This window comes from Ochrobactrum teleogrylli, from assembly GCF_037482325.1.
Classification (GTDB): domain Bacteria; phylum Pseudomonadota; class Alphaproteobacteria; order Rhizobiales; family Rhizobiaceae; genus Brucella; species Brucella teleogrylli.
Genome location: NZ_JBBHKQ010000002.1, coordinates 682,901 through 699,764 on the forward strand (window position 1 = coordinate 682,901; position 16,864 = coordinate 699,764).

Below are 16,864 nucleotides of genomic sequence, written 5' to 3' on the forward strand. Positions count from 1 at the left end.
GAAGCCCTCAAAAAATCAGTACCTGCCCAATCTCCCGTCGCCGAAACACACCCAGCGCAATAGAGAGAATGAGAACGAGCCCCTGGATGGCCGGAAGCAACTGACTTGAAACGCCGATCAGGACAAGGCCATTCGACAAGGAAGCAAGGAAGAGCGCCGTAATCACCGTTCCTGTGACACTAAGGTCACCGGCCCGCGACAGCGCGCTGCCCAGAAAGGCCGCCGCCAGCGCGCTGATCAGAAAATCTATGCCGGTCGCCAAAGCAGATGCGCCGTAACTGTAGGAAGCAAGAACGACGCCCGCCAGACCCAGAACCAATCCGCCAATCACAAAAGATGCAAAAGCATAGGGCGAGCGAGCCACGCCGCGCAATTCGGCGGCTTCAAGATTTTGCCCGACCGCATACATCCGCAAGCCCAGTCTGGTATGGCGCAATAACAAGTGCAGAAGCACCGCCACGACAAGCAGCAGGATGAATACAAACGGCACGGGGCCAACATATCCCTGACCGATGAAGAAGAAGGCAGGCTCATTTGAGAGCGTTAACGCCTGGCCGCCATTATAGAGCAATGTCGCGCCCATGGTGACGAACATCGTGCCAAGTGAGGCGACAAAAGCCGGCATGCCGAAGAAAAGTACGAGCATCGCATTGACCACGCCAATTGCGGCGCCCGTAGCCAAACCCATACCGATCGCGCCGATCATGCCTGTACCTCCGATAAGAAGGCCGGACGCGATATTGGTGGTCAACTGACTTGCAGCGCCAGCCGACATGTCAAAACCACCAGCAACGAGCACAATGGTCAAGCCAAGAGCGATGAACGCCAGAACGCTGCCCTGTTTCAGCACATCGAAAACATTTCCTATCGAAAGAAAATTGGGGGCGAGAAGTGTAATGACCGCCAGCACCAGCGCCATACCGCCGAGGGTTGACCAGCGGGTCACCGTCGTTTTCGTTGGTTTCTGCGTTTCCGGTCGCATATGTCCGTGCTGTGCGGCAGGGGTAGCGGGCGTGTGCTGTTCTTTTTCGTTGCTGCCGGAAGCCCAGTACAGCATGGTCTCGGGATTGCTGTTCTGACCTTCAAGAACAGTGTTTATCCGTCCCTTGTGCATAACCGCGACGCGATCGCACATGCCGGCGACTTCCTCGAAATCGGAAGAGATGAAAAAGACCGCTGCACCGCGCCTCGCCAATTCGATCATCTGTCGATAGATTTCTACCTTTGATCCGACATCGACGCCGGTCGTCGGCTCATCGAATAGGAAAACCTCGGAATCGCCCGGAAGCCACCTGCCGATAACGACCTTCTGCTGGTTGCCACCTGAAAGGTTGCGCGCAAGGTGGTTGAGAACAGGGGGCTGAATGTTCAAGTTCCGCACTATCGAGGCTGCATCCGCCTTTTCTTGCCGCAGATTGATCAGCCCACCACGCGACCAGAGTCCGATATTAGGCAAGGTTAGATTTTCGCGCATCGTCATGCCAGTGAGGAGGCCTTCATGCCGCCGGTCCTCGGGAATAATTGCGAACCCTTCACGTCTTGCAGTGCCAGGATTGGCAGGAGCGGACGCCTGTCCCCGCAAGATGACTTCACCTGCACTCCGCGGCAAGGCTCCAATCAGCGCCATCGCCAATTCCGAACGACCTGCCCCCATTAAACCGGCAATGCCAAAAATTTCACCCCGTCTGACGGAAAAATCCACTCCACGAACAGCTTGCCCCTGTTGGAGCCCCCTTACTTCAATCAGTACCTCCCCCAGTGGGAGGGCTTCTTTCGGATAAAGTTGGGAAATCTCTCGTCCGACCATCATTTGCACAATGTCCGCGCGGCTTGTGCCCAGCGCATCACGTGTTTCGACAAGACGTCCGTCACGTAAGATGGTGATGCGGTCGACCAGATCCAGCACTTCATCGAGATAATGTGAGATATAGATGATTGTTACACCTTGATCTCGCAACGAGCGGATCATGGTGAAAAGAAGCTCGGCTTCTTTCTCGCTTAACGATGCTGTTGGTTCATCCAGGATGAGAATCTTGGGATCGCGCAACAAGGCCGCGGCAATAGACACCTGTTCACGTTGCGCGACGCTCAAATCTCGCACTAGAGTGTCGGGAGTAAATGCCGCGCCTACACGCTCAAGAGCCGTCTCGGCGACGGCGGCCATGGCCCTCTTATCCAGAAAGCCTCCGGACAATTTTTCATGTCCCAGAAAGATATTCTGTGTGACATCGAATTGCGCAATTAGCTGTTGGTCTTGATGAACAATAGCGATGCCGTTGGCTTCAGCGTCCACCGCACTGCGCATGCGGACGGGATTACCGTCAACGAATATCTCGCCGCCATCGGTCTGATAAACACCGGTTAAAACTTTTACGAGCGTTGACTTGCCCGCGCCATTCTGGCCCAGAAGAGCATGTATTTCACCCTTACGGATCGAAAGCGACACATCACTGAGCGCAGTCACACCAGGAAAGATCTTGCGGATTGAACGGCATTCCAGCGCAGGCGCGGACGCACTCCCCGCAGGCTTGCCCGTTTGGTGCGGAACCATGACAGAACCTCTTGCTTTATTTCACATGTCAGGGCGCGGGCGTACCCGCGCCCCGACCATAGTTCCGTCAGGGCAAAACGGGATGGACAACCTGAAGCTCACCGTCCTGCTTCCAGCGGCTTTCGACATCCGAACGCGGGATGGCAAGATCGTCCCAAACATTGGAGCCCCAGCGCTTTTCAGCCGCTGCTACCCCATTTGCGCGAGTGGCCAGCCATGCATCGGTAAATAGCGTATCGGGAAACTCTTCCTTCCCCCCCAGCTTTTGGGTCAAAATCTCGGCGGCAAGAGCGCCAATACGCGGAACGTCCTGTACGACTGTCGCAATAAACGGGCTGTCGACGTCCAGCAACATCTGAAAACCGACGCGATCTCCGTCAATTGAAGCGACCTTAATTTCATTGCGGCCATTGCGTCGGATGGACTCCACCGCGCCAGAAACCAGCAAATCATAAGCGCCCCACACGGCGGCGATGCTGCCCGGCTCGGGATTGGCGGTCAGAATATCTTCCATCTGCGCCTGAACTCGCGCGACGCTATGCTCGGTCGGCACTTCATGCAGCTTAACCTGCGGATAGTCGGCGACAATCGCCTGGAGGATACGCTTGCGTGTTTCGAGCAAGGGGGCGCCTGGTACCCAGAAAACATAGATATCGCCTTTATAGTGAATACTTGAGAGCAGCGCCCGACCCATAATTGCAGACATGAGAGGATCGTCACCGCCGACATCGGCGACTGAGCCTTCGACCTTCGAGCCGATTGAGGTTGTTACGACTGGAATACCCGCCGCGCTTGCCTTCTTTACGATTGGCGCCAACTGCTGAGCGTCGCCCAGTTGGACAATAATCCCCGAAACGCCTGAATTGATGAGGCTTTCAATGTTTTCATTGTGCTTGCGCGGGTCAGCTCCGCCGTCAGTCACGACGACTTGAGCGCCGTCCTTTTCCAACAGTGATTGTGCACCCGCGATGATGTCGCGGTTGTAATCGTTGGTAATCTCGCGCGCCGCAATGCCAATTTTCTTGCCGTTGAGCGCCTGAGCGTGCGCCGTGAACGGCGCATACAGGACGGATGCCGACACAACTATTGCGCAGATCGTGCTTCGAAACATGGAAACCTCCCTAAAGCCCTCCCGGCTCTTTACTCGATCATTTAATCGATAATCGAATATTTGCTCGATTAAAGTTCGAAAGTCAAGCGGATAACCAAGGCGATAATGGACTAATTCAAAAGATGGATATACTAGATCACTGTGTTTTGCCCAGTTGTCGATTAATTACTCGATTCCTCCAAGAGTGTTGGTCCGAAATAGCATTTTAATGAAGTAGCCTCGCCAGAATTGGTTTGACTGACCTATTTGTCGATGTGGTCAACTTCTCCAATAGGACAACGCAGAGCACGGCGGCCGCAGTTCAGCGATCTCCTGTTCTTATGCCGACGCCGCGCCAGAAGCGCCCGACACCTCGATGAAGGGAAATTTCTTGGCATAGAAAGGATCTCATCTCCGGCCTGACCCAGATTCTGATGACTAGAACGGGGCCGACTACGGGAGCCCGGCTGATGGCTTTATCCGGCAAAACCTAAAACTCTAAATGCCTTGAATGGGTTCGAACCGCGAACCATAGTCAGTCTAACAGCAAGTGATTGAAATTTAACGGATCACCATTTTGGCTAAGCCGCAGGGGAGGCAAGCTATCCGCCACTTTTGTGACCATTGTCAAGACAAGACCAATTTGGTGCGCAACTCAACAACTTTGACGACCCAAACCGGGCTCCGCAGTTTACATACGCTTCGAATAACGCTGTTATATGTTGGCTGGGGAGAATCAATGTATTTGGCAAATTTGAAAGTCTCGAACTTTCGCAAATTTTCGAAGGTATCCCTCGACTTCAACGAGGGACTCAATATCATCGTGGGACCAGATAACGTTGGAAAGTCAGCAGTCGTTGACGCTCTACGTTTATTGCTGGCCGGAGCAGACGATCCATACCTGCTCCAAAACAACGATATATTCGCGGGTGTCAAAAGTGGACCAAATCAAGCCAACTCAAGCGGGAATGCTCCGCACAAACCTTCGAAATCAGATCAGGCAGGGCATTGCCAAGTTGTTTGGGCAGGGCTTCGAGCAGCTTGCGCATGTGTTTTTCAAGTGGCCATTTCTGCGGTATATTCGGCCCACAGGCAGAAAGCATCTGCCCTTGCATGTCTGTAGGAGATGGCGGTGAGATTGTAACGTCGAGGACGGAAGATCGTGTTGATTTGATCGTGGGCTGACAAAAACCGTTGCGCCTGACGCGGCGATTTAAACCGCCCCATGATCTTCTCACGTTTTCGGCACAGACGATGCGAGTTTTCAATTCTGTTGTTCAAGCCCTTATGAGCACGATGATCGGCATTTGGCGCGATAGCCTGTATCGGTTTAACATAGCTACCAAGCTTGTCCGTCACGACGACACGGGGCTGACCGAATTGCCTGACCAGCCTTGAGAAGAAGCGTTTGGCGGCTTTTGTATTACGGCGCGCTTGAACCAGGATGTCGAGAACATCGCCGTGCGCATCAATTGCACGCCAGAGCCAGAATTTCCTGCCGCTGATCGTGATGACGACCTCGTCTATATGCCACTTGTCATTCGGCCTTGGCCGCTCTTTGCGAATGCAATGAGCAAAATGGCTACCAAAGCGGTTGACCCAAAGGCGAACCGTTTCCCGGCTTACGATCACGCCTCGCTCTGCAAGAAGATCTTCCACATCGGCCGTGCTCAGCGCAAACCGGTGATAGACCCATACTGCATAAGCGACAATCTCACGCGGAAAGCGAAACCCCTTCAACCGGGGAAAAGAATTCGGTAATTTCATGCCGCACCGATACTGGAAACGCCAAGCTCAAACAACTTGGCAATGCCGCCATCAGGCACGCCAAACAAATGGTTCGTCTGACCTGTGCGACGGGGACCGCTCTGGCTGCGTTGCAGTTCCCGGCCTGCCTGCATCTCGGCCACAATCGAAAGCATGTCATCCAGTCGCTTGTTCTCGACAACAGGCGAGCGATGAACAGAACGAAGCTTGTCGAATGTTCTGTAGGGCAGGGTGTCCGTACCATACATGATCTCCAGACGGCCATCCGGATAGTCGCAGACAATCACCTTTTGTCGAGCCAGCCGCTTTGCAAACTCCGTCGGCTCCAGGATGAACAGCACCTTGTCGTAACGCAGTGTCAGTGTTTGCGACAGTGTCCGTACTTCCTTCCGGCACATCGCACCATCGATGTTCTCATGCGCGGCCAGCGGTCGATGCATATCCTTAGGATTGCGCGGCTCCTTGCCAAAACGAGCATTGAAGTCTGCAATATATTCCGGCGCATAAGCATTGGCTGCTTCGATCGTATCAATGCCGCGCAGTCGCAATTCCTTGACCAAACGATCCTGCAAAGTTCTGTTTGCCCGCTCGACACGGCCTTTGGCCTGCGGGGTATTGGCGCAGATAATGTCGATGTTGAGTTCATAAAGCGCCCGGCCAAACTGGGTCAGACCGCTCGTGCGATCCTGCTGCGAACCATGGGTCGTGCGAAACACACCATGCTTGTCACTGTAAAAGGCCAGCGGCTTGCCCCATTGCTGCAGGTAGGCCTTCGTCGCATGAAAATAATCAAACGTGTTCTCTGATCCAGCGAAGCGCAAATGCAGGAGCTTGCCCGTGGCATCGTCAATATAAACGAGGAGGGCGCATTTGGGACCCCGCTCCTCAAACCACCAATGATGCGAACCATCGATCTGTACCAGCTCACCAAAGCAATCACGCCGACCGCGCGGCTGATGCAGTTGTCGCTTGCGTTCGCGCCGTAACGTCCACAAACCCGCCGCCGTCATCCATTGCCGCAGCGTCTCCTTGCTGACCGAAAGCTGGTGGCGTTCGACAAGCTTCTCACAGGCCAGTGTCGGCCCAAAATCCCGATAATAAGCCCGGATCAAATCAAGCACCGCATTCCGGAAATCCTCGCTGTAACGACGATTGCTCGGGCGTCCGCGTCGTCCCGACATCAGACCCGAATGCCCAAGCTTGTCGTAAGCCTGTAAAAGACGATGGATCTGGCTGCGGCTGAGATCCAGCAATGCAGTCGCCTGGATAACCGTCAGACGACGATCTCGAATCTTCTGAATGACTTCCAATCTATTGAGTTCTTTCTGCGACATCGTAATCAAACAAGACATGGCAACTCTCTAAACGGATACGTGTGAAGAGCCGCCCAGTCTTCCTTTCCTCGTTCGATCTGAACAGGGCACGCGACCTAAAAATGTCGCATCTCTATCTTGCCCATCTGTCGCATCTGTATATTGCTGTTATATACGTCGATCACATAAGACTTATTATGGAACTTCAGACATATAGCGACTTGCTATTGCGACTTTTAGCGCGGTGGGCACGCCGTTGATCGGGCCGAAGAACTGGATTGAATTACAACTACCCACGCCGCGAAATAGCCGCGCAGTCACGAGCTGCGCCTGCCTTGGGCGCAGATTGAGATCGAAGCTGTTATCGCGTTGTAATCTCTGGAGAGCGAAAGTCACCTGTGTTGGCTCTCCGACGGGGTTGTGGCTTTTCCCGACAGCGCTCACTGCGAGCAGCCGCAACTGAAAGGCGCTTTAGCCTAGACTACTATTACCGTGCGACATGAAGCTCGCACCCAAATCCTTCAATCATTGCTCTCATATGCTCGCCCGGGGATCGGTCAGTAAGCAAATGGCCAATCTCTCTAATATGGTTTGCCCGGACAATGCCTTTCGCTGCGAACTTCGAACTGTCGATCACCAGGATTCGTTCTCGTGCATTCTTTATCATCGTGCGAACCGGTCCGGCCAAGGTTTCGTCGAACTCAAGCAGATCCCCCTGGTCCGAGATCCCGCTTGCGCTCACGATTGCGAAGTCAAGTGCGAAACGATCGACCGCACTTGCGGCATCGTCCCCAATCAGAGATCCACTAGCAGTCCTCAGCCACCCGCCCGTTACGAACACATTGATCCCAGCCCTGTCATAGAGCGTGACGGCTGCGTGGATGTTGTTCGTGACGATCGTTAGGTTCTCGCGTCTGGCGAGAACGCGTGCGGAAATCGCAAGCGTCGACCCGCCCGCCAGGAACAGGGTGGCACCGTCAGGGATAAGATTCAGCAACAACTCGCTTGCCGCTGCCTTCGCATCACTGTTCGTGCTGTTCCGGTTTTCGTAACTTGGACTGTCCTCCGACGGATCCGGAAGTCTCGCGCCACCGTGATATCGGACGACCTGCCCCTTATCTGCCAATTCGGAGAAGTCTCTTCGGATAGTCTGGACAGACGTCCCGCACAGCTCCGCCATCGACTCGATCGAAACGTACTCCTCCGCCTCGAGTGTGGACATGATCAATGCGTGCCGCTCGGCGCTTCGTTTCAGATTGGACGACCTAGAGGGCTGGTTCATTCAAGAGAGTTCCACGATGCATATGCGCGGATATCTACCAAAACCGCTCACTGTTTTGAAGTCAGAAACGGCTTCTCTTGCTGTTTTCCTGTATTTTTCTTTTCGCTTTTGGTTGCTGCATCGCACAAAAGCTTTGCATTGCATCAAATTCGACCAAACACGAAAACAAGTTGACAAAAACGAAAGAGCGGATGATGTTGCGACCTGCGCCGGGAGAGCGCAACGCCGCGACGGATGTCCGAAGCGACCAGCGGCGGGATCAGAATCGATTCCCACTCACGGAGGAGAACCGTTTATGAATTGGACGAGCATGCATATCGCGGCAGCCGCGACCGCCATGATGATGGCTTCGGCAGCCCATGCGGCCGACTTCGATTGGAAGAAGCATGAGGGCGAGACAATCAACCTTATGCTGAACAACCTGTCCTGGACCCAGAAGATCAAGGACAGCGTACCGGAGTTCACCGCGAAGACAGGTATCAAGGTTCGCTTCGAGGCATTCGCGGAAGAGCAGTACCGTACCCGTCTGTCCACGCTGATGCAGGCGAAGTCGCCCGATGTTGACGTGTTTCTCACCCTTCCGAACCGCGAAGCCCAGCTTTTTCAGAAGAATGGTTGGTACGCCGATCTGAAGCCGCTTCTCGATGCGTCGACGTCGCCCGAGTTCGACTTCAATGATTTCAGCCCGGCGCTTCGCAACAGCGGCGTCTTCGGCGACAAGGTGACCGGCATCCCGATCAACGTAGAAGGCCCACTGTTCTACTGGCGCAAGGACGTCTTCCAGAAGTGCGGCATCCAGAAGCCCAACACGCTTGAACAGCTTCCCGACGTCGCAGCCAAGATCAAGGCGTGCGACAACTCGATCACGCCATGGGCTGCACGCGGTCTGCGTGGCACCGTCGGCTACTCGCTCGGCGCCTTCATCTACAACATGGGCGGTGGGTTCACGGATGCCAGCGGCAAGGCTTCGCTCTGCGAACCGGGCACCGTCAAGGGCATCCAGCTTTACGGCGACATGCTGCGCGAGTACGGCCCGCCCGGCGCCACCAACCACACCTTCACGCAGGTCATGGATCTTCTTGGTCAGGGTCGCGTCGCGATGACGAACGAATCCTCGAACGAATTCCCGACCCTCATGTCCCACCAGGGGCGTTCTGAAGATATCGGCGTTGGCGTTCTTCCGAAGGGTGGCGAGACCGGTATTTCCAAGCCTGTCGTGCTGAACTGGAGCCTTGCAATCTCGGGTTACTCCGGCCGCTCCGAGGCCGCCTGGTACTTCATCCAGTGGGCAACAGGTAAGGAAATCCAGGCCGTTCTTGCCGACAAGGGGATCGCACCTTCCCGAGCATCCGTCTTCGATAGCGAAAAATTCGCGGCTTGGGCTAAGGAAAACTCGGCACGTACCGAGTGGGTCGCGGCTCTCAAGGAGATCGCATCCACAGGCACCTCGCTCTACCAGACGCCAACGCTGACTCGCACGCCGGAAGCTCGTGAAATCCTCAGCAACGTCGTCCAGCAGGTCGTGCTCGGTCAGGCCGATGCGAAGACCGCTGCCTGCGCCGTGACCGAACAGGTCCAGGCACTGCAGAACTGATGGCGCAACGCTCCGGCGGCGGAGTCCGGCGGAGCGTCCCACACCACAGGAGCATGAAATGAAACCCGTAAACGCTGGTGGGCAGAAGGCGATGTCTGCACACTGGATGATCGCCCCTGCCGTGATCTTGACTTTGGCAATGGTGATCTTCCCGCTCTGCTACGCCATTTACCTAAGCTTTGGCGGAAGCGCCATGGGCGCCACATCACCAGGACTTGGTCTTGGAAACTATCAACGCATGACTGCCGACCCGCAGTTCTGGTCTGCACTGAAGGTCACCTTCGGACTGTTCTTCGTGGCACTCGTCTTGCAGCTCATCCTGGGCACAGCCCTGGCGCTGCTTCTCAATCGCTTTGGCGCGGTCCGGGGGCTCGTTCGAACCGCAATCCTGTCGCCGTTCATGCTGCCTCCTGTCGTCGTTGGCATGATCGCAATCGTCGTTCTCGATCCTGGCCTAGGCGCCGCGAACTATCTGCTGGAGATCGTGGGGATCCCCCATTTTCTCTGGCTCGCGTCTCCTGACTGGTCGCTGCTCGTCATCGCACTGATCGATACCTGGCAATGGACCCCGTTTGTCGCGCTTATCGTGCTGGGCGGCCTGCAGTCCCTTCCGCTGCGTGTCTATGAAGCTGCAGAAATCGATGGCGCTATCGGCATTCGGCGGTTCTGGTTCATCACACTGCCACTCCTCGGCCCAACGCTGCTGACGGCCGCCGTGCTTAGAAGTGTCGATCTCCTTCGCTTTTTCGACATCATCTACATCACCACCCAGGGCGGCCCTGGATACGCTACCACCACACTCAACATCATGGCCTACAAGCTCGGCTTCGACTTCATGGACGTCGGCTACGCCTCGGCTGTCATGATCACGCTCGGAATCCTTGTCCTTGGCTCCGTCGTATTTTTCGCTAGCCTCCGCAGAAAGGTGTCCTGGACATGAACACCACATCATCCTCGAAGACGGCACGCTTCCTTCTGTCGATCGGCGCACTGCTTTTCATGTCGCCGATCCTCTGGATGGCTCTGTCGAGCTTCAAGAACAAGCTGGAAGTCACCGCCTATCCGCCGAAGCTCTTCTTCAGCCCGACGCTCGACAACTATGCTGAGCTCTACAACAACACCGACTTCGCTCTTTTTACCTGGAACTCGCTGGTCGTCGCCGGCTGCTCCACGCTTCTGGGCCTCGCCATCGCCGTTCCGGCTGCGTTCGCGATCTCCTGGCACCGACTGACATGGCCGGCGACGGTCAGTCTATTCGCCCGCATGGCTCCCGGCACGCTTTTCCTGCTGCCATGGTTCATCATGTTCTCGAGCGTCGGACTGGCCGGAAGCTATACGGCGCTTATTCTCGCGCACACGGTCATCACCATGCCGCTGGCGCTCTGGATCCTGCTTCCCTACTTCGACGCGACACCTCGCGAGGTCGTGGAGAGTGGTCAGATCGATGGCTGCCGCAGCGGAACTATCCTCCTGCGTATCGTCCTTCCGATGATCTATCCGGGAGTCGTCGTGGCCGCGATCATGAGCTTTGTGTTCTCGTGGAACTACTTCCTGTTCGCCTTGGCGCTCTCAGGCTTCGAAACGAAGACCGCAATCGTCGCATCATTCAATTTCATCGGCGAAGGCACGACGAACTGGGGCGCCCTTATGGCGGCCGCCACGGTCATCGCCCTTCCTCCCCTAATCCTCACGTTCACGGTCCAGCGCTGGCTGGTGGCAGGCCTGTCGGTCGGCGCGGTGAAGGGTTGATGGGAACAAGAAACAAGAAGGTCTAATTTTATGAGCTCAGTTGACGTACGCCACGTGGCGAAATCCTACGGAGCGGTTTCTGCGATCCGCGACCTGTCGTTCGACATCAAGGACGGCGAATTCATGGTCTTCGTCGGCCCTTCGGGCTGCGGCAAGTCCACCCTCCTCCGCATGATCGCCGGTCTCGAGAACTTCCAGGGCGGCGAGATTGCGATCGGCGACCGTGTCGTAAACAAGGTTCCGGCCAGAGACCGCGACATCGCCATGGTCTTCCAGGACTACGCGCTTTACCCGCATATGACGATCGAGAAGAACATGGGCTTCGGCCTTCGCATGCGTGGTTTTGAAAAGGCCGAGATTGCGCGCCGCATCGACGAAGCTGCCGGAATTCTTCAGATCAAGCATCTGCTCCATCGCAAGCCGCGTGAACTGTCGGGCGGCCAGCGTCAGCGCGTCGCCATGGGCCGCGCGATCGTCCGCGAGCCGTCGGTCTTCCTCTTCGACGAGCCCCTGTCAAACCTCGACGCCAAGCTTCGCGTCGAGGTGCGCACGGAAATCAAGCGTCTTCACCATCGCCTGAAGACGACGATGATCTACGTCACCCACGACCAGGTTGAAGCGATGACCATGGCCGACCGCATCGTGGTTCTTAAAGGCGGAGACATCGAGCAGCTCGGCACGCCAATCGAACTCTACAATGAGCCGCGGACGCGGTTCGTGGCCGGGTTCATCGGTTCGCCTGCCATGAACTTCCTCCCCGCGAAGATCGATGGCGCCCGTGCGGTCCTGGAGACCGGCGACGCCATCGACTTCCGGAGGTCCTCTTCGGCGGGCGTCGCCTCGCAGCAAGGCGAAGTCGGCATTCGTCCCGAACATATTTCGCTGACGCAGCAGGGCCAAGGCATCCGCGCGCGAGTCGACGTTGTCGAACCGCTCGGATCCGACACCCTTCTGGCCGCCACTGTCGGGAAGACATCTCTCATCGCGCGACTGCCCGCTGACCAGATGCCAACCACTGGCGAGGACGTTTACCTGAGCTTCGCGCCAGGTAAGGCCCTCGCATTCGATTCCAACGGTCTGCGGATCTGAAGAACCATCGCTACAGAGATTACCCAAGGAGAAGTGCAATGCCAGTTCCATCCAACCTGAAACCCCTCGCCCGTCAATCAGGCGCCCTGGCGATGCTCGCCATCGACCAGCGCGAATCCATGCGCGCGATGTTCGCAGAGAAGCAGTCTGAGCCAGTGACCGACAAACAACTCAGCGACTTCAAGATCCAGGCGCTCCAGACCCTCACCCCGTATGCCTCAGCCGTCCTCATCGACCGCCAATTCGCTTGGGATCGTGCCGTCGCCGAGAAAGCGGTCGCCCCTACCTGCGGCATGATCGCGGCAATGGACCACTTCATCGCCAGCCCCACCGAGATCGTCGCCGACGTGAAGATCGACGAGGAAGTCAATCCGGCGAAGGTGAAGGCGGACGGCGGCGTTGCGCTGAAGCTGCTCGTTCCGTGGCGCCCCGATGAAAGCGCCGAAGGCAGACTGGCGATGGTTGCTGACTTCGTTGCGCGCTGCAAAGCCGCCGGTCTCATCAGTATCATCGAACCGGTCTCCCGCGGCGCTCGTGACGGACGGAAGTTCGATCTTCATGAAGGCATCATCGCCGCCGCCCGTGAACTCGGGAACACGGGTGCCGATCTCTACAAGGCGGAAGTTCCGTTGCACGGCAAAGGCGGCGAAAGTGCCGTCCGCGCACAGTGCGCTGAGCTGACGAAGATCATCAACGGCCCTTGGGTCGTCCTGTCGTCGGGCGTCGGCCCTGACGAGTTTCCGCAGGCGGTCGAATGGGCCTGCAAGGAAGGCGCTTCGGGCTTCCTCGCTGGCCGCGCCGTGTGGCGCAACACGATCGGGGAAAAGGATGTGCAGAAGGCCCTCTCCGAAGACGGCGTGAACCGTCTCAAGCGCCTTTGCGACGTCGTCGACAAGCACGTCGCCTGACCCTGTGATCGCTGAAATTTAGTCAAATTGGTGCCGGCCGGCAGGGAGTTTCTGTGGCTTATGATCAGGTCCAAAGATATCTGCCGGCTAACAAAAAATACACCATGTAAACGTTGACATGATTAGGAAATGATGATGTATACGTTAACATCGAGAAGACGACGGTCTGGGAGGACCCTCATGAAGAGGACCAGCAAGGCTTCGAAGCCTGCAACCGTACATGACGTTGCGCGCGTCTCCGGCGTGTCCACCGCCACGGTGTCCCGTGTATTCAACGGGAAGCTTGGGTCCGTCCTTCCGGAAACCGCCGAACGCGTCCGCACGGCTGCGCGTGGCCTTGGATACACTCCTTCCGAGATAGGCCGTTCACTGCGGCTTGCGACCACGACCGTCGTGGTAATGCTCGTCCCCGACGCCACCAACGACTTCTGCGCCGACGTCGCTGTTTCGGTCGAACGCTCGCTAAAGGCGGTCGGTCTGTCGATGGTTCTCATGAATACGTCGGAGGATGCGGATCAGCAGGATCAACTTCTTTCCGATGCCGAAGGCCTTCGCCCTCACGGTCTGGTGCTGCTCGGCGCGATAGATACCCCAAAGCTGCGCGAGATCGCAGAACGCCACAAGCGCCTGGTGTTCCTGAACCGCCGCCCCCCGCCCGCAATCAAAGCCCCGTATGTCGGCATCGATAACATGGCGGCAGGGCTGGAGGTCGGCCGCTACTTCGCCCGGCAAGGCTATGAGCACTGCGCCGTGATCCACGGCCCTCGGCAGTATTCGGCGAGCCGCGACCGTCTTGAAGGCTTCCTCGAAGGGTACGGCGACCGCGCGTCCGTCCGGCAGATCGAGAGCACGCTGAATATGGAGGCCGGGTACGAACATGGCCTCGAACTTCTGAAGGAAGACAAGGTCCGGGCCGTCTTCTGCGGCAACGACATGATCGCCTACGGGATCCACCGTGCAGCGATGGAATGTGGCGTCCGGGTCCCGGAAGACCTGGCGATCTGCGGCTTCGACGATAATAGGGTCAACGAGTGGCTGGCCCCCTGGCTTACGACCGTGAAGGTTCCTGCCCTCGACTTCGGCCCCGCGGTCGCAGCTCTGTTCGACCCTGATAACTCCGCCGACATCCAGAGTGATGATGTCGTGCTTCCATTCACGCTGACGAAGAGAAAGTCGGCCTAAGCAATTTGGGCTGCTTGGTGGCCCAAACGTCGAACTGCCCATGTAAACGTTAACATGGCGGTTTTCTTCAACCTGGGAGGTAGTGCAATGAAAATGTTTCTGATGGCGTCGACCGTTCTGGCAACGGCGTTTGCCGCGCATGCCGCAGAGATCACGGTCGCCACCGTGAACAATCCCGACATGGTGACGATGCAGAAGCTGTCTGCTGAGTTCACCAAGGCCAATCCCGATGTCACCGTGAAATTCGTCGTCCTGCCCGACAACGTTCTTCGCCAGAACATCACGCAGGACGTCGCAGTCGGCGGTGGCCGCTATGACATCGTCACTGTTGGCCCCTTCGAAGTGCAGGCTGGCTGGGCGGCCAACAAGTGGCTCTCGCCCTTGACGCCAATGTTCGACAAGCTCTCGGACGCCGACAAGAAGGCATATGACCTCGACGACGTGATCCCCACGATCCGCGGCGCGATGACAGTCGACAGCCAGCTCTACGGCCTCCCCTTCTACGGTGAATCCTCGTTCACGATGTATCGCAAGGATCTCTTCGAGAAGGCTGGTCTCAAGATGCCTGATGCCCCGACTTGGGATGACATCAAGGCGGCGGCCTGCAAGATCAACGATCCCTCGGCGGGCGTCTACGGTATCGCGATGAAGGGTGTTCCCGACTACGGCCAGCTCGCACCGTTCATCACCTTCATGCATTCGTATGGCGCGAAGTGGTTTGACCAGGACTGGAAGCCGCAGATCAACAGCCCCGAATTCAAGAAGGCCTTCACCGCCTACACGGATCTCGTCAAGTCCTGCGGCGCGCCGGGCGCGACCAGCATCGGCTTCAATGAGGCGCTGACGCTCATGTCGCAGGGCAAGGCTGGCATCTGGGTGGACTCCACCGTTGGCGCTGGCTTCCTTGCCGATCCGAAGACCTCTCAGGTAACCGACAAGATCGGGTATGCTCTCGCCCCGACCGAAGGATCGACGAATGGTTCCTCGTGGCTCTACACGTGGGCTCTTGGGATCGTCTCCAGCTCGAAGAATCCGGACGACGCATTCAAGTTCATCCGCTGGGCGACGTCCAAGGACTACATCGACCTCGTCGCCAAGACAGAAGGTCCGGTGCGCATCCCTCCGGGCACGCGTCGTTCGACCTATGAGCGCGACGACTACAAGAAGGCCGCGCCGTTCGCCCCCGTCGTCCTGAAGGCTATCGAAGCCGCTGACATGTCGAAGCCCGCGAAGGATCCGGTTCCGTACACGGGAACTGCGCAGGTAAATATTCCTGAATACGCCGCATGGGCCGCCGAGTTCGGACAGAATTTCTCGGCCGTCATCGCCGGAAGCATGTCGGTCGACGACGCTCTCAACCGTTCCCAGGAAGCAGCCGTACGCGTGATGACCGACGCCGGCTACATCAAATAACCCGGAGGACCAGATGTCTTCGAACCCAACAATGAGCGCGGCCCGGATGGGCCGCCTCGCACCGGGAAAATGGGCGACGATCCCGACGGTCGGATATCTGATCGTCACCACCCAGATCCCGCTGCTTGCAACGCTCTACTTTAGTCTTCATTCGTGGAACATGCTCTATCCGGGCCGTGGAATGCGATTTGTCGGAATCCGCAACTACACGTACATCTTCACGGATCCGATCTTCACGACCGCGATCTGGAACACTGTCATCTTCACGATCGTGCCCGCGATCCTGACGGCTCTGATCGGCATGGGGCTCGCCCTTCTCGTCAACAGGCTTAGCTTCGGGCGCGGCCTGGCCTATTCCATGCTGTTCGCACCGTTCCTCATCATGGAGACGGTGAACCCGATTATCTGGAAAAACCTGATCCTCAACCCGATCTACGGTCTCCTGAACTACGTCCTGACGAGTACAGGCTTGTCGCCCATCGACATGATCACCACGATGCCCAAGGCAGCGATCATCATCATGATCGTATGGCAATGGTCTCCATTCATGATGCTCATCCTGCTAGCGGGCCTACAGAGCGTGAACCAGGAGACGATCGACGCGGCCCGCATCGACGGCGCGAACCCCCTGGATCAGTTCGTCCACATCACGCTTCCCCACCTCGTGCCCTATCTGGCAGTCGGCATGCTGATTGAGGCTATCCTCATCCTTCCAGTGTTCGGTCCGATCTATGTCGGCACCTATGGCGGCCCAGGCAACCAGACGGCCAACCTGATGTTCAGCGTCTACAAGACGCTAACCGAACAATACGAGATCGGTCGCGCGGCGGCCGGCGGGATTATCACCGCGGTCATGACGACGGTCGCTGCTTCGGCACTGCTGGCCTACATCAGACCCTATATGGAAAGAAACTGACATGCGCTCG

Annotated in this window: 14 protein-coding genes; 9 read left to right on the forward strand and 5 right to left on the reverse strand. The window is 57.1% G+C overall.

The features are described from left to right. Window positions 1-7: 7 nt before the first annotated feature. Window positions 8-2,551: an ATP-binding cassette domain-containing protein gene (locus tag WIX40_RS20745; RefSeq protein ID WP_339441867.1), complete on the reverse strand. Its 2,544-nt coding sequence runs from the start codon at window positions 2,549-2,551 to the stop codon at window positions 8-10. A 67-nt stretch (window positions 2,552-2,618) separates the two neighbouring features. Then, window positions 2,619-3,662, reverse strand: coding sequence for a substrate-binding domain-containing protein (locus tag WIX40_RS20750; protein ID WP_339441869.1), 1,044 nt, complete (start codon window positions 3,660-3,662; stop codon window positions 2,619-2,621). A gap of 718 nt (window positions 3,663-4,380) precedes the next feature. Between WIX40_RS20750 and WIX40_RS20755 the strand changes: the two genes are divergently transcribed. Next, the gene (locus WIX40_RS20755) at window positions 4,381-4,764 is read left to right on the forward strand and encodes an AAA family ATPase (RefSeq protein ID WP_339441870.1); all 384 of its coding nucleotides are present in this window, start codon (window positions 4,381-4,383) and stop codon (window positions 4,762-4,764) included. Here the strand turns inward: WIX40_RS20755 and WIX40_RS20760 are convergent. The 3 genes from WIX40_RS20760 to WIX40_RS20770 all read right to left on the reverse strand — a co-directional run bounded on the left by WIX40_RS20760 (window position 4,698) and on the right by WIX40_RS20770 (window position 8,003). Beyond that, window positions 4,698-5,408, reverse strand: a complete 711-nt coding sequence (locus WIX40_RS20760; protein ID WP_339441872.1) for an IS6 family transposase — start codon at window positions 5,406-5,408, stop codon at window positions 4,698-4,700. The two genes, WIX40_RS20755 and WIX40_RS20760, sit on opposite strands and share 67 nt — an antisense overlap. Beyond that, window positions 5,405-6,760, reverse strand: a complete 1,356-nt coding sequence (locus WIX40_RS20765) for an ISNCY family transposase (RefSeq protein ID WP_339441873.1) — start codon at window positions 6,758-6,760, stop codon at window positions 5,405-5,407. Before WIX40_RS20765 ends, WIX40_RS20760 begins: the two co-directional genes overlap by 4 nt. Window positions 6,761-7,208: 448 nt before the next feature. Next, window positions 7,209-8,003 carry a DeoR/GlpR family DNA-binding transcription regulator gene (locus WIX40_RS20770; RefSeq protein WP_339441874.1) on the reverse strand — a complete coding sequence of 265 codons (795 nt, stop codon included), beginning with the start codon at window positions 8,001-8,003 and terminating at the stop codon, window positions 7,209-7,211. Between the two features lie 295 nt (window positions 8,004-8,298). On the opposite strand from WIX40_RS20770, the gene WIX40_RS20775 reads away from it, so the two are divergent. From WIX40_RS20775 to WIX40_RS20810, 8 genes are all read left to right on the forward strand, one after another. Further along, window positions 8,299-9,597, forward strand: coding sequence for an ABC transporter substrate-binding protein (locus WIX40_RS20775; protein WP_339441875.1), 1,299 nt, complete (start codon window positions 8,299-8,301; stop codon window positions 9,595-9,597). Window positions 9,598-9,655: 58 nt separating this feature from the next. Continuing rightward, on the forward strand, window positions 9,656-10,537 hold the full coding sequence (locus WIX40_RS20780; RefSeq protein WP_339441876.1) for a carbohydrate ABC transporter permease: 882 nt from the start codon (window positions 9,656-9,658) through the stop codon (window positions 10,535-10,537). Continuing rightward, window positions 10,534-11,346 carry a carbohydrate ABC transporter permease gene (locus tag WIX40_RS20785; protein ID WP_339441877.1) on the forward strand — a complete coding sequence of 271 codons (813 nt, stop codon included), beginning with the start codon at window positions 10,534-10,536 and terminating at the stop codon, window positions 11,344-11,346. Before WIX40_RS20780 ends, WIX40_RS20785 begins: the two co-directional genes overlap by 4 nt. 30 nt (window positions 11,347-11,376) lie before the next feature. Further along, window positions 11,377-12,435, forward strand: coding sequence for an ABC transporter ATP-binding protein (locus tag WIX40_RS20790; protein WP_339441879.1), 1,059 nt, complete (start codon window positions 11,377-11,379; stop codon window positions 12,433-12,435). Window positions 12,436-12,473: 38 nt separating this feature from the next. Beyond that, window positions 12,474-13,343, forward strand: coding sequence for an aldolase (locus WIX40_RS20795; protein WP_339441881.1), 870 nt, complete (start codon window positions 12,474-12,476; stop codon window positions 13,341-13,343). A gap of 180 nt (window positions 13,344-13,523) precedes the next feature. Continuing rightward, a complete protein-coding gene (locus tag WIX40_RS20800) occupies window positions 13,524-14,525 on the forward strand; it encodes a LacI family DNA-binding transcriptional regulator (RefSeq protein ID WP_339441883.1) in 1,002 nt (333 codons plus the stop codon). An 87-nt stretch (window positions 14,526-14,612) separates the two neighbouring features. Beyond that, a complete protein-coding gene (locus WIX40_RS20805) occupies window positions 14,613-15,938 on the forward strand; it encodes an ABC transporter substrate-binding protein (protein ID WP_339441884.1) in 1,326 nt (441 codons plus the stop codon). 13 nt (window positions 15,939-15,951) lie between these two features. Continuing rightward, the gene (locus WIX40_RS20810) at window positions 15,952-16,854 is read left to right on the forward strand and encodes a carbohydrate ABC transporter permease (RefSeq protein WP_339441885.1); all 903 of its coding nucleotides are present in this window, start codon (window positions 15,952-15,954) and stop codon (window positions 16,852-16,854) included. Window positions 16,855-16,864 lie beyond the last annotated feature (10 nt).

What these genes read in the sequence shown, in the direction of transcription:
- WIX40_RS20745 (WP_339441867.1), bottom strand. Translation starts at nt 2,551, where the DNA reads ATGGTTCCGCACCAAACGGGCAAGCCTGCGGGGAGTGCGTCCGCGCCT.
- WIX40_RS20795 (WP_339441881.1), top strand. Translation starts at nt 12,474, where the DNA reads ATGCCAGTTCCATCCAACCTGAAACCCCTCGCCCGTCAATCAGGCGCC.
- WIX40_RS20755 (WP_339441870.1), top strand. Translation starts at nt 4,381, where the DNA reads ATGTATTTGGCAAATTTGAAAGTCTCGAACTTTCGCAAATTTTCGAAG.
- WIX40_RS20760 (WP_339441872.1), bottom strand. Translation starts at nt 5,408, where the DNA reads ATGAAATTACCGAATTCTTTTCCCCGGTTGAAGGGGTTTCGCTTTCCG.
- WIX40_RS20750 (WP_339441869.1), bottom strand. Translation starts at nt 3,662, where the DNA reads ATGTTTCGAAGCACGATCTGCGCAATAGTTGTGTCGGCATCCGTCCTG.
- WIX40_RS20790 (WP_339441879.1), top strand. Translation starts at nt 11,377, where the DNA reads ATGAGCTCAGTTGACGTACGCCACGTGGCGAAATCCTACGGAGCGGTT.
- WIX40_RS20765 (WP_339441873.1), bottom strand. Translation starts at nt 6,760, where the DNA reads ATGTCTTGTTTGATTACGATGTCGCAGAAAGAACTCAATAGATTGGAA.
- WIX40_RS20805 (WP_339441884.1), top strand. Translation starts at nt 14,613, where the DNA reads ATGAAAATGTTTCTGATGGCGTCGACCGTTCTGGCAACGGCGTTTGCC.
- WIX40_RS20810 (WP_339441885.1), top strand. Translation starts at nt 15,952, where the DNA reads ATGTCTTCGAACCCAACAATGAGCGCGGCCCGGATGGGCCGCCTCGCA.
- WIX40_RS20775 (WP_339441875.1), top strand. Translation starts at nt 8,299, where the DNA reads ATGAATTGGACGAGCATGCATATCGCGGCAGCCGCGACCGCCATGATG.
- WIX40_RS20785 (WP_339441877.1), top strand. Translation starts at nt 10,534, where the DNA reads ATGAACACCACATCATCCTCGAAGACGGCACGCTTCCTTCTGTCGATC.
- WIX40_RS20780 (WP_339441876.1), top strand. Translation starts at nt 9,656, where the DNA reads ATGAAACCCGTAAACGCTGGTGGGCAGAAGGCGATGTCTGCACACTGG.
- WIX40_RS20770 (WP_339441874.1), bottom strand. Translation starts at nt 8,003, where the DNA reads ATGAACCAGCCCTCTAGGTCGTCCAATCTGAAACGAAGCGCCGAGCGG.
- WIX40_RS20800 (WP_339441883.1), top strand. Translation starts at nt 13,524, where the DNA reads ATGAAGAGGACCAGCAAGGCTTCGAAGCCTGCAACCGTACATGACGTT.